The sequence below is a fragment of the Denitrovibrio acetiphilus DSM 12809 genome, assembly GCF_000025725.1.
Lineage (GTDB): Bacteria > Chrysiogenota > Deferribacteres > Deferribacterales > Geovibrionaceae > Denitrovibrio > Denitrovibrio acetiphilus.
Window position 1 is genome coordinate 2,415,390 of sequence record NC_013943.1, and the last position, 15,044, is coordinate 2,430,433.

Consider the following 15,044-nt stretch of genomic DNA (forward strand, 5'->3'; position numbering starts at 1 on the left):
TGAAAATAACGACCGGAGGTAAGAGAATAGAAAGCGGCCCCTAAATGAGACCGCCTCAGATTTAAATTAGAATGAGTAAGAAACTGTAGCGCCATAACCAATAAGGTGTCCTGATGCAGTCGCATATACTTCACCTTCATGATATCCGGGTCTTGTAAAAGTTTCGTTAAGGTTGTGGGAGTCACCGTTGATGTGTACATCTTCAATCTTGATATACTGAAGTGTGAGATCAACAGTTACTCTGCCCATATGTATACCTACACCGCCGGAAAAAACGTGCTTATCCGCATCAGGCCACTGCACATCAAATGTGTTTCCTGGTACAACAGAAGGATCATAATAGTAGCCGGCACGCAGATCAACATGTTCATTAAGTTTATATTCTGTACCGATTCTGTACTGAAAAACGTTTTTCCATTCTCTGTCGTAATACTCTTCATTAGCACCATCTGTGATGCCTGGTGTTGCCATATACGGGTCGTCAAACTTCACTGAATAATCCTGAATAGAGCCCCACCATGTTCTTGTAACATCCAGATTGATGCTCCATTTCGGTGTAGGCTTATATTCCAAACCTATCTGAAGCTGATTCGGAGTATCTATATCAACGGATGCATCAACATTCTGATTCTGCCACATTGTCAGGTCAGGGCTAACATCTGTTCTCCCCTCCATATGTGTTTTAGATTCTGTTCTGAACGCAACACCTAATGCAAGTTTTTCATTGAATTCATAAAGAAGACCGAAGTTGAAAGAATAGTTGAAGTCATCTTCCATTTTTGTTTCGTACTGTGCTCCTGTAAGCTCGTCATAAGGAGCGGCAGCGGCTGCCATAAAGCTAGGTACATATCTGACTTTCTCAGTCCCAGCCTTTGACTTGCCGAGAACCACACCAAAGCCAAGTGAAAGCTTGTCAGTAACTTTATAAGAGATAGAAGGAGTTATAACCTCTCTCACATACCATGAGTGAAAAGTATTATAAGCAGCAGGGTTTGCTGATGCATTATCATCCCAGTGAAGTTCAAGCCCGTACGGTACATAAACAGCAAAACCGACAGCAATCTTATCGTTTATAGGATGAACATAACCAATATGGGGCACAATAAGCAAAGGCGAATCGTCAGTAACTTCACTGTCGCCTGAAACATTACTGATAGGATAATCAGATGTCATTTCAGCATGAAAGTTTTTTATTTTAAGAGACGGATCAACCATGTGTGCGCCAACAGAAAACGTTGGTCTTTTTATCCTGCTCATAGCAGCAGGATTATAATGTACTGCAAAAGGGTCGTTTGTTCCTGCGGTCATGGCACCAGCCATCGCAGTTGCTCTTGAACCTATGCCATATGTGTCAACATGACCAGCAAACGCTGCTCCCCCTGTCAGGCAAATGGTAAGAACAATAATTAAAAATCTTGTCATCAGATCCTCCATAATTTACACAAGAATCATACAAAGTTATTACATTGTTTTGAAAGAATCAACAAAATAATTAGGAGGATTGTTTATTAATTAAACAAGTTTACATACTAATAAAAAAGGGTTAACTGTTAATCAGTTAACCCTTAGTGTATCTCATCTCTTAAAGCTGGTTTATGACCAGCCCCGTTTGTAATTTAGGATAAAAGTAGGTTGATTTCTGAGGCATAACAAGACCACTTTCCGATATTTCGCGGACAATATCTATATCCACACCTTTAAGAAGAAAAGCGACCGCTTTCCTGTCTTCGGTCAGATCTTTTATCTTGTCCATAGTCTGAACGAAATGCACACCCTCTTTGCGGAGTATCTGCTCCTCAGACATACCTAGCATATCAATCATTATAGCCTGCTGGAGGAGGTATGTGTCCACTTTCCTGTAAACAGGGTGGAGGCTTTCGATAACCTCTTCCCCAGCTTTCAGACCGTAGAATTTACCGTCGAAGTAAACAGCCATAGTCCTGCCGTTTGTATCATTGCTTAGATATTCGTTATAAGCTGCTTCATCTGCTAGCTCTTCAACGCTGAATTTTGTTCCGAGCTTTTCAAGAAAAGCAGCCATGTCGAAAGCAGGTTCAACATCCACAACTCTGTGAGTAGGGAATATCTTCAGACCTTCGTCATAGAAGTTAACAAACATCATCATAACATAGTCATAAGGCTTTTCTTCACCGGGTACATCACCATTCAGCTCACGCATATAGTCCCGATAGTTCAGAGAAGTTTCATAGCGGTGATGTCCGTCAGCTATATATATTGCCTTATCTTTCATAAAGCCTTCTATATACTGAACAGCCTCATTGGTATTTACAGCCCATAGAGTATTTTTTACGCCCTCATCATCCACTGCGGATGACGCCGGCATATTCTTTTTGGCATCGTTGAAAACAGAGTTCAGCATGTTTTCCTTATCCATATAAAGACCGAAAATCTGGCTGAAATTTGTCTTACACTCTTTCATAAGCTCAAATCTGTCTTTCTTAGGACCAGAGAGCGTCTTTTCATGTGGATAGACAGAGCCCTTACCAAGCTCTTCAAGTTTTAAAAGTCCTACAAATCCTGTGCGGACATATTCTTTGCCGCCGAATTCATAAATCTGCTCATAAACATAAAAGCAGGACTTCTTGTCTTTTTTCAGGATTCCTTTATCAAGAAGATCCTTGTAGATTTTTGCTGCGTTAGCATATTTGTCTTCCTGCCCGTCCGGCAGATCCATTGTCACAACGTTATGAGGGCATTTTGCCTTCAATTTCTCTTTCATCTCAGGAGAGATTACATCATATGGAGGAGCAATAACATTTTTGAGAAGAACTTCCTCAAGATTGTATCTCACCCCAGCTAAAGGTCTTACTATAGACACTTTCTTCCTCCGATTAGCTTACTGTAAGCTTTGCGAACTTTCTTTTGCCTACTTTCAGGACATATTGCCCTGCATGCAGACACTGGTCAATATCCTCTACTTTATCACCATCTATGTAAATTCCGCCCTGCTTGGCAAGCCTTCTGGCTTCGCTGTTGCTCGGCAGGAAGTTTAAACCGTTCTTTGTTATAACGTCGATTAGTTTAACATCTGTTCCTATTTTATATTCAGGCATTTCGTCAGGATTTTCTCTTTTCGAAAATACCTGCTCAAAGCCCTCTCTCGCTTCTTTTGCTGCCTCTTCTGAATGGAACCTTGCTACTATTTCCATCGCAAGTTCCTTTTTAACATCCATAGGATGCTTGCTTCCATCAGCGACAGACTGCTTAAGTATATTGATATCCTCAAGGCTTCTGTCAGAAAGGAGCAGGTAGTAGCGGAACATGAGCTCGTCCGTGATGGACATAACTTTCCCGAACATGTCCTTTGGCGATTCTGTTATACCTATATAGTTACCGAGAGATTTTGACATCTTCTGTACGCCGTCAAGCCCTTCCAGAATAGGCATAGTAAGCGCTATCTGCGGAGCCTGCCCATAGGCACGCTGCAAATCACGCCCAACCAGCAGGTTAAACTTCTGGTCAGTTCCGCCCATTTCCACATCACTTTTAAGCGCCACAGAGTCATAACCCTGAATTAACGGATATATAAATTCGTGTATACTGATTGGTCTGTTCTCTTTATATCTTTTGGAGAAATCATCACGCTCAAGCATTCTCGCCACTGTATAGTGAGAGGTCAGCCTGATCATGTCAGAAGCTGACATATCTTTCATCCATACACTGTTAAATGCCACCTCAGTTTTTTCCGGGTCGAGTATCTTAAAAACCTGCTCTTTATATGTCTCAGCATTAGCAAGAACATCTTCTCTTGTCAGAGCTTTTCTTGTTTCATTTTTCCCGGAGGGGTCGCCTATCATTCCTGTAAAATCCCCGATAAGAAATATTATCTTATGACCAAGATCCTGAAAGTGTTTGAGTTTCTGAATGAGTACTGTATGCCCAAGATGGAGATCAGGAGCTGTAGGGTCGAACCCTGCTTTCACTCGGAGCGGTGTATCTGTCTCATATGATTTAGTGAGTTTTTTAAGAAGATCCTCTTCAGAGATGATCTCCTCACACCCTCGTTTTAACTGTTCTAACTGCTCTTCTGGTTTTAGCACATTGCCTCCATATAAATTACGCTTAACGCAATATCAAGCAAAATGTATGTAGTTTATATCTGATTATCTGACATTGTTCAAGTGAACTGTTGTTTTTAGTATACTATATCCCGTACAACAGCTTGTCCATAGTGGTTTCAAAGAAAAGATAAATTAACGCAGCTGCGGAAATAAACGGACCAAACGGAATCATGATGTCCCTTTTGCGGGCAGCAAACTGCCATATAATTCCAATTACAGCCCCCATCAGAGCGCTTGCAAAAACAACAAAAAAGATAGACTTCACCCCAAGGAACGCACCGGCAACAGCCACAAGCTTTATATCGCCAAACCCCATCCCCTCGCGCTTACGTATCAGCCTATAAAGAAGTGCAGGGATGAACAGTGCCATGAAGCCCACAGCAGCACCATAAACAGCAAAACGCACATCCTCCCTGACTATGTAGGCCATAAGCAAAGCTCCGCCTATACCGAAAACGATAAGGCTGTCGGGTATTATACCGCATTCAAAGCTTTCTGTGTCTAAAGCTGAAAAAAGATCCGCCAGCCCCGCTGAAACCATCACAAGGATAAGGAGTACGGCATGAATAAACTGGGCTGTGAGACCAAACCTATAAAAGCTGTACCACACAAGAACACCTGTCAGTATCTCTGTTACAGGATACATAAAAGATATCTCTGAGCTACAGAAACGGCATCTTCCGCGCAGCAGAATCCAACTTATAACGGGTATATTATCATAAAAACGCACTCTCTCACCACAGGATGTACAGTGGGAAGGAGGGCGTACTATTGAAAGATCTCTGGGAAGTCTGTATATAAGAACGTTCATGAAGCTCCCCATACAGAGCCCCAGACAAAGCGCATAAAGATGAAGTATTATATCACACCGCCGAAATTATCTGCCGTTCTCTTCCAGAGCAACTTCGATAACGAAGACATCGTCACCGACCTTAAACGTCATGCCTATACACTGGACATTACGCTGTTTTCCGACCATATGGTTTTTCCCAACGACAACGTTTGGAATAGAAATTTTAAAACGGATCCCCTTGTTTGAGAAAACCTGTTTGGCACCGCCTGCAATCATGTTGAGAATCTCACCAATGGCATCCATGACATCTTCGTCCATCTCAGTTTTCTTCTCACCTAGAAAGTTCTCAAGCACCTTAAAAGCAAGGCGTTCCGTCATGCTGATCACAACAAAACCTGAAGCCTGTCCGGCAAGTCCTATTACGCCTGAAATGTCATAAGGAAGTTTTTCGTCTGATTTAAGATAGAGCTGTCCGCGTTCCGGTTCAATGCCCACCATAGTTTTAAAAACTTCACTGGTGGAGGTTATGAACGGGTTAATGTAATCTGCTTTCATAGTTTTATACAGCCAAAAAGATTAATTTGTTTTCATCGGCGTATCTGACGCAGGAATCAACATCTACGACAAATGTTGTACCCGCCTCCACCGCAATAACTTTCCCGTTATTATCAGCTATATTTTTTAAGGTGTCAACACCCACAGTTGGAATATCAAACCTTTTATCCTGTGAAGGTTTAGCACATTTGACAATAACTGCACCCTTACCGGCAAGACTACACCCTCTGACAACAGCCTTGTCTGTGCCCTCGATAGCTTCAAGAGCCATGACAGCTTTGTTCTTCACTACAACAGTCTGTCCGATGTCAAGTCTGCCAAGTTCTCTTGCGACTTCAAGACCAAACTCTATATCTTCCATCTGAACCTTAGAGGGCTTCTTTTTGCTGTAAATCCCTTTCCCGAGATACAGGGGATAAAGAGCCTCTGACTGCTCCATGACCTCTATCCCGTTAGCGTTCAGTTCGTGACAGATAACATCCATAATAGTATCATCTTTTCTGTTCGGGAGAGTTGCGAGCAGCTTCATAGCCGTGAGATCAAATTTAAGGTCTGAAAAAAGAAGGGACTTGTTCACCTTTCCGGCAAACAAGACCCTGTCCGAGTTATTATTTTTAAGAAGTTTGATTATTTTGCCCACCTGAGTGACACTTACTTTTTCCACCGTAACACCTAGCGAGCCCAGATCAGCAGTAACCTCTTCGTAAAGAGCTATTATGACAAGTTCATGTCCGTCTTTGATCAGGTTTTTTGCTGCGATAAGCGGAAGTTCACCATAACCGGCGATGAGCCCTATACTCAAACTTTAACCTCGATTTTATTCCCGTTGGCGCCTGTGAGGAGTTCGTCGACCTTCAGCGCAACTTTCAGGGAGCGGAGTTCGTGCTCCACAGTGACATTTCTGCACTGCTTGCCTGTTACACAGTCGAGGAAATGCTTAATCTCCATTTTAAGGGGGTTGTCTTTGTAAACAAAGAGTTTTTCATAGCTGTATTCATTCTTATACTTCAGCTCTTTAATCCCTAACTCTTTCCCCTCTTTTGCTTCGCGATAGATATTAATATCCTGTGTTGTGTAATCAAGATAGATGAACGCACCCTTCTGAGAAATGCTCATTGTTCTGTCTTTCTTCTGGGTGACACGGCTCACAAGAATATTTGCAACACAATTATCCTCAAACTGAATAGTAACTGTGGCAAAATCAGGCAGAGGCGAATAAACACAATTGCCATGAGCCTGAATACTGGTTATATTTTTGTTCACCATGTTCAGAATGATATCAATATCATGTATCATAAGATCCAGAACGATGGAGTCATTTTTAAAATTTGGGTTGTAAGGTCCGACACGCCTTGATTCGATCAGATACGGATCATCAGTAATATTGTCCAGCTCCTGAACAGCACCGTTAAAACGCTCAACATGTCCTATCTGCAAAACAAGCTTTTTCTTTTCTGCAATATCGAAAAGCTCCGTAGCTTGTTCTATATTAGTTGTGATGGGTTTTTCCACCAGAACGTGTTTCCCGCTCTCCAGACATTTTTTAGCAATTTCGTAATGATGCTTTGTAGGAGCTGCGACTGTGACAGCCTCAACCTTACTAAGCATTTCATTAAAATCACCTGTTGTCTGATAGTTATAACTTTTAGCCACAGCATCTCTTACACTGCTGTCAGCATCACAGAGCATCTGGAGGTCAGATTCCGCCATCTCATCATTAAGGTTCAGATGATAGCGCCCCATTCTTCCAAGCCCGATAATCCCCGTTTTAACCATAAATAATCATCTCCTGGTAAAACCTCTTTTACTGTCTTTTAAGAAATCAATGAATATTTTAACTTCTTCAAACTGCTCCAGTTCCGCAAGTTTATCCGGCACATCAGCAAGTTTTATTTTTAAATCTCTAAGTATCGCCATCGCTCTTTTAAGCTCAAGTCTCGCATCAGGTTTAACACCGCGTCTCTTCAAACCAACAACATTGAGACCTTCTATTCTGGCAGGGATACCAACAGCCATACAGAAGGGTGGAATATCTTTCGATACATTCACACGTGCTCCCAGCATAGCCCCTGTTCCTATTCTCGTAAACTGGTGACAGCCGGCATAACCGCCTGCAACAACATTTGAGCCGACATGGCAGTGCCCCCCGAAAGAGACATAGTTTGTCAGCGTAATATTATTTCCGAGTTTGCAGTCGTGACCAATGTGGGCATACGCCATAATAAAGCAGTCATCCCCGACAACGGTTTCCCATACATCTTCTTTTGTGCTTGCCCGGTGGATGGTGGCAAATTCACGTATCACGCAGTTCTTGCCTATTATGAGCTTTGTATCTTCGCCACGGAAGCTGTAATCCTGCGGGGCGCCGCCAATATGAGCATTAGGGCTCAAGACAGTTCCGTCCCCTATTGTTGTATTACTCTCAACAACAGCATTATAACCAATCTGAACATTTTCGCCTATGACACAATTCTTACCGATATATGCTCCGGCAGCTATCTCTGCTGAGTCTGCAATTTCGCAGCTGGGGTCAATTATTGCGCCTTTATTTATCATAAAATTACTCCGGGACAGTCATCATGGCAGTCAGTTCACCTTCACAGGCGAGCTGTCCGTCAACAAATGCTTCCCCTTTAGCTTTTACTATTTTTCCTTTCTTTCTGATAATGGTAACAACCATCTCGAGCTGATCACCGGGAACAACCTGTTTACGAAACTTGACACCGTCAACTCCCATAAAGAGCGTGAGCATGTTCTCAGGTGCATCCTCGCCTGATGTTGAAATAGTATGTATGCCTGCACACTGAGCAAGAGCCTCAACTATAAGAACGCCCGGCATCACAGGGTGACCGGGAAAGTGACCCTGAAAAAACGGTTCATTCATAGATACATTTTTTACAGCACGGATTTTATCCGGAGTTATCTCAAGAACACGATCCACAAGCAGAAATGGAAATCTGTGCGGAAGTATTTTCATTATTTCTTTAATATCAAGCATCTTTATCTTTCTCCAGATCTTTGATTCGTTTTACGATATTCGGCAGGTCTCTGACGTATGCGATCTCCCGCATCCAGCCTTTCCTGCTAGTAACCGGAATTCCGGCATATATACCGGGTTTATCTATATCGCTCATCACACCAGCCATAGCCGCCAGCATAACCTTAGAACAGATATTAACATGATCACTAACGCCTGCTCTGGCTCCTATCATAACATAATCTCCCGTGGTGGAGCTTCCGGCAATTGCGGCCTGCCCTGTGAGTATATTATGCTTACCAAGTTTAACATTATGAGCAACCTGAACCTGATTATCAATCTTCGTCCCTTCGCCGACAACAGTGTTATCAAACTTGCCTCTGTCAACACAGCTGCCTGAGCCTATTTCGACATCATTCTCAAGTATGACCGACCCGATGTGAGGTATTTTTACGTTGCGCCCATGCTTCTGGTAGTATCCAAAACCGTCTCCGCCTATTACAGCACTGGAATGGACTATAACTCTATCTTTTAATCTGCATCCGTCATAAATTGTAGCATTAGGGTAAACTATGCAGCCAGAACCGATCTCGACATCTTCACCAATCACTGCTCCGGCATGGATCTCTGTCCCTTCACCGATCTTTGCTCTGCTGCCTATATAGGCAAATGCATCTACAAAGACATTTTCACAAATAATTGCACTGTCGGCAACATACGCAGCGGGATTAACACCGTCTCTGTGCTTTTTCGGATAAAGTGCGTTTACGGCAGCCACAAGGGCAAGCTCTGCATCATCCGCAAAAAGATATGTCTTTCCTGCCGGAACATCTGCCCCCTTTTTAGCAAGAAAAGCCGCGGCAGAAGAAGAATATATATCTTCAGGTATTTTATTACCTAGTATCGCAACAAGACTGCCTTCACTGATATTTTCTATAGATGAAAATGAAGATATTTCTACATCTTCACCATTAAGCTCAGCACCAATGAGCGCAGCAAGCTCTGACGCTTTCATTATTTTCCTTGTTTAAAAACGTTATCGTATCTTTTGATTACATTGTCTGTAATGTTAACGCTATCCGCCATATAAAGAACAGCAGAGTTCTGAACTTCGAGTATAACTTCATACCCAAGCTCTTTTCCGAGATCAGTGACTATCTTCATAACTTCATCCTGAACCCTTTTAAGGTGTCTCATCTCAAGTCTTTTGAGTTCTTTTGAATAGTCCTCTTTTGCTGTGTTGAAGTTTCTTATCTCACGCTGAATTTCAGTTCTCTTCTTCTCTTTTGTATCTTCTTTATAAATGCTCTCTTTCTGAGTATATTCGTCCTGCATATTTTTAATTTTATCACCCAGTGTCTGAAGCTTTTTATCATAATCATCTGCCTGTGTTTGCAGTTTGTTGTAAACTTCCTTACCTGATTCTGACTGCTTAAGCACCTGCTGGAAATCCAAAACACCTATTTTAGCAAATGCATTTGCGGAAAAAGCTACCATTATCACCATTACAAGTATTGAAACGCGTCTCATTAAGTCCTCCTGTATAAAATATACATTTATTATTTATTTCTTAGAACATACCGCCGATGGAAAACTCCCATTTACCACTGGGGTCTTCACCGTTAGGATCGTCAACTGGCACACCATACTCCAGCCTGAGGGGGCCGACAGGGCTGTACCATCTGAAACCGGCTCCATATGATTTATAAACATCACCGCTAAGGAACTGCTCGTTGCTGGTAAGCGATTGAGCCGCATCAATAAAAAATACGCCCATTAGCTGTGCACTCTCCACAACAGGAAAGATCACCTCAAGGTTCATCTGATCGTACTTCACACCACCCAGCCTGTCTCCATCTTCATCCAGAGGGGAGACATCGCCATAGTCGTACCCCCGGACACTATACATGCCACCAAGTCTGTAACGCTCTGCCACAGGTACATCTTTTCCACCGTATGCCTCAACCTGACCGCCTTCAAAGTTACCCATGAAAACAAATTTCCAGAAAAGAGGGATATAGTGGGTGTATGACAGCCCTATTTTTACAAAGTCATTATCACCGCCGAAAATACCGCCGGCTATTTTGCTATATACAACAGCTTTATTACCTGCCGTAGGGTTCTGAGGGTGATTCAGTGTTGTCCACCGGAGAGTCGGTGTCAAACTTATCGTTGTAGACTCCCCCTCCTGTTCCCAGACTATTTTTGCGGCATCTTCATCTATATCATTAATGTCTATTACTTCGTAGCGCAGCCTGTAGTTTGCGTACAGTTTGCGTTTAATAAGCTGATGCCCAAGGCTTACCGCAGCTCCCATGGACTCTTTATCATATTCGTAATAACTTCTGTCTGTTTTAAAAAGATCAAAACCAAGGCTGTACGGTCTGTCAAACAGCCAGGGGTTTGTTATGCTGAAAGTGTAGTCAGCTTTCTTTTCAGAGAATTCCGCTTTGAGTGTGGTCTGATATCCCATCCCGAACAGGTTCTTCTGCGTAAGGGAAACCATACCTGTCACAGCATCAACTGTCGAGTATCCGGCACCAATGCTGAACATACCTGTCATTTTATCTGTAACATCCACATCAAGATCAACTTTATCGCTGGCAACGGGTGTCTCCGACAAACGGACTTCACCAAAATAATCGGTAAATTCCAGATGATTCTTTGACGCTGTAATAAGTGAACTGCTGTAGAGGTCTCCCTCTGTTAGATCAAACTCACGTCTTATAACCCTGTCTCTCGATTTCGTGTTACCACGGATATTGATTCTGTTGATATAGACGAGCTGATTCTCTTCTATCTGGTATTTAACTGAAACAGTCTGAGACTCATCATTAAGGATTGTAACAGGATTTACGTTTGCATAGGCGTATCCGATATCTGTGAATTTCGCAGTGACTCTTTTAACATCATCCTGAAATTCTTCAACGTTAAACCAATCCCCTGTTTTCAGCTTCGTAGTCTCACGGAGAGCGTCAGCCTCGACAGATTTATACCCCTCAAACTCGACTTCGGCTACTTTGAACCTCAGCCCCTCTTCTATGACTATAGTCAGAACAATCTTCTTCTTATCCTCAGAAAGCTCAATCCTCGGCTCGCCGACCTGTATTTTGGCATACCCTTCACGGAGATACATAGCCTTTATCTTTTCCATATCGACGGCAAGCTCTGTCTTTTTAAGCTTTCCGCTTCCGGTAAAGAAAGACCAGAAGCCCTTTTCAGAAGTTTCTATCTCTTTCAGGATTTCCTTTCTTTTAAAGTGATTATTCCCAACGACATTAATTTGAGTAATTTTAGCCTCGACACCTTCGTTAATAAGGTAAACGACATCAACAGAGTTATTCCCTCTGTCTTCTATCTCGGCTGTTATATCTACAGAGTAGAATTTTTCATCATGATATTTGTCTTCGACTATTTTCAGGTTTGTTTCAACTTTTCTGCTGTCAATAACCTGTCCGGTCATCGGCACAAGTATTTCGTTAAGAACACTGGTCTTCAGCTCAACGTTACCGTTAAAAATAACCCTGTTAACATATGGTTTTTCTTTAACAACATAGGCAAGAATAAGCCTGTCGTCGCTGAGCCTCATGTCAACTTTAACATCTGTGATGATATCTGCGCTGAAAAGATTTTTAATACTGTTATCGATGTCTGCTAAACTGAACTCATCCCCGGGATTTACGGTATATTTCAGAATAGTATTTGTGGGTACCCTTCTGTTCCCCTCCACAACGACATCATCGATTGTTGCGGCATAAGAATTAACCGCGAATAGAATTATCAGTGCAATAAAAAAAAAATACTTTTTCATACTGACTCCACTGTTTCAATTATTTCCTTTATCCTGTCATATTTAACTTTAGCCATGCTTTTGTTGCCTATGAGTCTGGCTGTGGATTCAAGTATAGTCTCAACTTCGATCAGTCCGTTCTTTTTCAGTGTCTGCCCTGTGGAAACAAGATCCACAATAAAATCAGAAAGCCCCACAATAGGGGAAAGTTCTATTGAACCGTAAAGTTTTATCGTTTCAACAAAAACACCTTTACTTGCGAAAAAGTTCTTAGTAAGCATCGGATATTTCGTAGCAACCACCATGTCATGCCTGTATGAAAGGTCGCTGTTTCTGATGCCTGCCACACAGAGTCTGCAAAACCCGAAGCCAAGATCGAGATATTCGTAAACGTCACTGCCGGATTCCAGCAGTATATCTTTTCCAACCACGCCAATATCTGCGGCGCCGTGCTCCACATAAGTGGAAACATCCATATTTCTCACCATCATGAATTTGATGTTATTCTTTTCATCATAAAAAGTGAGCCTTCTGGAATTAAAGTCCACCACGCCTTCATTAGTGATGCCTTGTTTAAGGAAAAGTTCAATAGTATCTTCTGCAAGTCTACCCTTAGGCAGAGCTACATTTACGCAGTTTTCTTTCATTATTCTTTAACCCGTTTTAGTTTTGCACCCACACCGTTCAGCTTATCAACAAAATTTTCGTACCCTCTGTCCAGATGATAAAGTCTGGAAACAGTTGTCTCCCCCTCCGCCATGAGAGCAGCAATAACAAGGCTTGCGCTTGCACGAAGATCAGAAGCCATTACAGGAGCACCTGTCAGTTTAGCAACGCCTTTGATAATTGCAGATTTGTCTTTCAGCTTAATATCCGCCCCCATCCTCTTTAGCTCTGCAACATGCATAAACCTGTTTTCAAAGATGGTCTCGGTAGCAACGGAAACTCCTTCGCTGCAAGCCATAACAGCCATAAACTGCGCCTGCATATCCGTAGGAAATCCCGGGTACGGGAGGGTTGTTATATCAGTAGCACTCAGCGGTTTGTTTTTGATAACCTTCAGAGTTGTGTCGTTAATCTTTTCTATTTTAACACCGGACTCTTTAAGCTTCTCCAGTGTTGTTCTCATCTGCAGTAAGGGCACATTCGTAAGCTCCACTTCACCGCCGACTCCTGCGACACAGCAGAGAAATGTTCCGGCTTCTATCCTGTCAGGCATAACGATATAGTCAGCACTGTTCAGGCTGTTCATCCCCTTAATGCGGATCTCTTTTGTACCTTCACCTTCAATGTCTGCCCCCATCTTTTTCAGAAAGCGGGCAAGGTCAACAACTTCCGGCTCCTGAGCAGCATTGCGGAGAACTGTTTCCCCTTCTGCAAGGGTTGCAGCCATCATGATATTCTCTGTACCTGTTACTGTAACAATATCAAATGTAATCTCAGCGCCCTTCAGCCTTTCGCACACAGCTTCGACATAGCCGTGCTCAACTTTAATCTCTGCCCCCATAGCCTCCAGGGCTTTCAGATGCAGATCGACAGGACGTTCACCTATGGCACAACCACCCGGCAGAGAAACCCGTGCACGCCCTTTTCTCGCAACCAGAGGTCCGAGAGTGAGCACGCTTGCACGCATAGTTTTTACCAGTTCATAGGGAGCTTCTATTTTTTCAGGTTCGAATTTGCTTTTGAGTGTGACGGTTCTCCCGTCTCTTTTTGATGAAATGCCCAGCTCATTCAACAGCTTAAGCATTGTATTGATATCAACAAGCTCCGGTGCTTCAGATATTTTAAATTCGCCATCTGCGAGAATAACAGCCGCCAGAATCGGCAGAGCTGCATTCTTAGCACCACTAATCCGGATGGAACCCTTTAAAGGTCTTCCACCATCTATTACAAGTTTATCCAACTAACTACCCTTTCAATATGCTGATAATCTTTGGTGACAGAACAGTCTTTTGCATATCCGGAATCAAGCAGCTTTTGGTACTGCCCGATGCCCAGTTCAAAGAATGCACCACCCCCGTTTTTATTACATAAATAAGGTATCATGTCCAATAGTTTTTTATAAAATAAAATGTCGTCTTTACCTGCTGAAAGGGCGTTTTTAGGTTCATATTTCAATGATTTAGCAGACAACAGCCACTCTGATTCTGAAAGATAAGGCGGGTTGCATGTGACAATGTCAAAAGTCCCTAATCCAAGTTCCTTTATCCTTAATGCATCCCCTTTCACAAAATCAACCCGTTCGGCTATCCCATGTGTATCAGCATTAAATTTTGCAGCGTCAAGAGCACCTTCGCTTATATCCAGCCCGATCCCCTCAGAGTCCGGCAAACTGCTCATCAAAGCTGTGAGTATGCATCCTGACCCTGTACATATGTCAAGAACACGCAAATTTTCCCTTTTGCCTGCAAACTTCAACGCCTCATCCACCAGTATTTCCGTCTCAGGTCTGGGGATAAGTACATTTTCATCAACATACATATCAAGACCATAAAAATTTTTATTCTGAATAACATAGGCAAGAGGTTCATCTGCATTAATGCGGGCAAGCTTTTGTTTAGTTTCTCTTGTAATCTCAACATGTTCGTTAAGATTCACAGAAATAAGAGTATAGGGTATTCCTGTAGTGTGTGAAGCAAACTCAATGGCATCACTTCTATTATCAAAATATTCTGTTTGAAGATATTGTAAATATTCTGCAACATTCACAAGGAAGTTCCTTGCTCCTTAACACTAAACTTTATAAATATCATATACTGGCTCATCTTGCGCCTTCCGCTGGTCGGCTGATATCCAAATCACCATCAATACAGAGCATGGGAAAACAACCTTAAACTCAAGGAA

At 42.5% G+C, this 15,044-nt stretch carries 15 protein-coding genes; all 15 read right to left on the bottom strand.

Features of this window, described 5'->3' with window-relative positions; translation table 11 throughout:
• Positions 1–66: 66 nt before the first annotated feature.
• Positions 67–1,422: an OmpP1/FadL family transporter gene (locus DACET_RS11505; RefSeq protein WP_013011549.1), complete on the bottom strand. Its 1,356-nt coding sequence runs from the start codon at positions 1,420–1,422 to the stop codon at positions 67–69.
• A 160-nt stretch (positions 1,423–1,582) separates the two neighbouring features.
• Positions 1,583–2,839, bottom strand: coding sequence for a DUF1015 domain-containing protein (locus DACET_RS11510; protein WP_013011550.1), 1,257 nt, complete (start codon positions 2,837–2,839; stop codon positions 1,583–1,585).
• A gap of 13 nt (positions 2,840–2,852) precedes the next feature.
• Positions 2,853–4,061: a tyrosine--tRNA ligase gene (gene tyrS / locus DACET_RS11515; protein WP_013011551.1), complete on the bottom strand. Its 1,209-nt coding sequence runs from the start codon at positions 4,059–4,061 to the stop codon at positions 2,853–2,855.
• Positions 4,062–4,164: 103 nt separating this feature from the next.
• The gene (locus tag DACET_RS11520; protein ID WP_052293530.1) at positions 4,165–4,905 is read right to left on the bottom strand and encodes a prepilin peptidase; all 741 of its coding nucleotides are present in this window, start codon (positions 4,903–4,905) and stop codon (positions 4,165–4,167) included.
• 54 nt (positions 4,906–4,959) lie between these two features.
• Entirely contained in the window at positions 4,960–5,430 is a 471-nt protein-coding gene (locus DACET_RS11525) for a chemotaxis protein CheX (RefSeq protein WP_013011553.1), read from the bottom strand.
• 4 nt (positions 5,431–5,434) lie between these two features.
• Complete coding sequence (locus tag DACET_RS11530; protein ID WP_013011554.1) at positions 5,435–6,232, bottom strand: LpxI family protein; 798 nt, start codon at positions 6,230–6,232, stop codon at positions 5,435–5,437.
• Positions 6,229–7,206 (bottom strand): Gfo/Idh/MocA family protein, encoded by a 978-nt coding sequence (locus DACET_RS11535; RefSeq protein ID WP_013011555.1) that lies wholly within the window; start codon positions 7,204–7,206, stop codon positions 6,229–6,231. The genes DACET_RS11530 and DACET_RS11535 overlap by 4 nt, the downstream gene beginning before the upstream one ends.
• Positions 7,207–7,212: 6 nt before the next feature.
• Positions 7,213–7,986, bottom strand: a complete 774-nt coding sequence (gene lpxA / locus DACET_RS11540) for an acyl-ACP--UDP-N-acetylglucosamine O-acyltransferase (RefSeq protein ID WP_013011556.1) — start codon at positions 7,984–7,986, stop codon at positions 7,213–7,215.
• A gap of 4 nt (positions 7,987–7,990) precedes the next feature.
• Positions 7,991–8,428 carry a 3-hydroxyacyl-ACP dehydratase FabZ gene (gene fabZ / locus DACET_RS11545; RefSeq protein ID WP_013011557.1) on the bottom strand — a complete coding sequence of 146 codons (438 nt, stop codon included), beginning with the start codon at positions 8,426–8,428 and terminating at the stop codon, positions 7,991–7,993.
• Positions 8,421–9,422, bottom strand: coding sequence for a UDP-3-O-(3-hydroxymyristoyl)glucosamine N-acyltransferase (lpxD, locus tag DACET_RS11550; RefSeq protein ID WP_013011558.1), 1,002 nt, complete (start codon positions 9,420–9,422; stop codon positions 8,421–8,423). Before lpxD ends, fabZ begins: the two co-directional genes overlap by 8 nt.
• Positions 9,422–9,937: an OmpH/Skp family outer membrane protein gene (locus tag DACET_RS11555; protein ID WP_013011559.1), complete on the bottom strand. Its 516-nt coding sequence runs from the start codon at positions 9,935–9,937 to the stop codon at positions 9,422–9,424. The genes lpxD and DACET_RS11555 overlap by 1 nt, the downstream gene beginning before the upstream one ends.
• 40 nt (positions 9,938–9,977) lie before the next feature.
• The gene (gene bamA / locus DACET_RS11560) at positions 9,978–12,218 is read right to left on the bottom strand and encodes an outer membrane protein assembly factor BamA (RefSeq protein WP_013011560.1); all 2,241 of its coding nucleotides are present in this window, start codon (positions 12,216–12,218) and stop codon (positions 9,978–9,980) included.
• Positions 12,215–12,844 carry an ATP phosphoribosyltransferase gene (gene hisG / locus DACET_RS11565; RefSeq protein ID WP_013011561.1) on the bottom strand — a complete coding sequence of 210 codons (630 nt, stop codon included), beginning with the start codon at positions 12,842–12,844 and terminating at the stop codon, positions 12,215–12,217. The genes bamA and hisG overlap by 4 nt, the downstream gene beginning before the upstream one ends.
• Entirely contained in the window at positions 12,844–14,103 is a 1,260-nt protein-coding gene (gene murA, locus DACET_RS11570; protein WP_013011562.1) for a UDP-N-acetylglucosamine 1-carboxyvinyltransferase, read from the bottom strand. Before murA ends, hisG begins: the two co-directional genes overlap by 1 nt.
• Entirely contained in the window at positions 14,088–14,909 is an 822-nt protein-coding gene (gene prmC, locus DACET_RS11575; protein ID WP_013011563.1) for a peptide chain release factor N(5)-glutamine methyltransferase, read from the bottom strand. Before prmC ends, murA begins: the two co-directional genes overlap by 16 nt.
• Between the last annotated feature and the right edge of the window lie 135 nt (positions 14,910–15,044).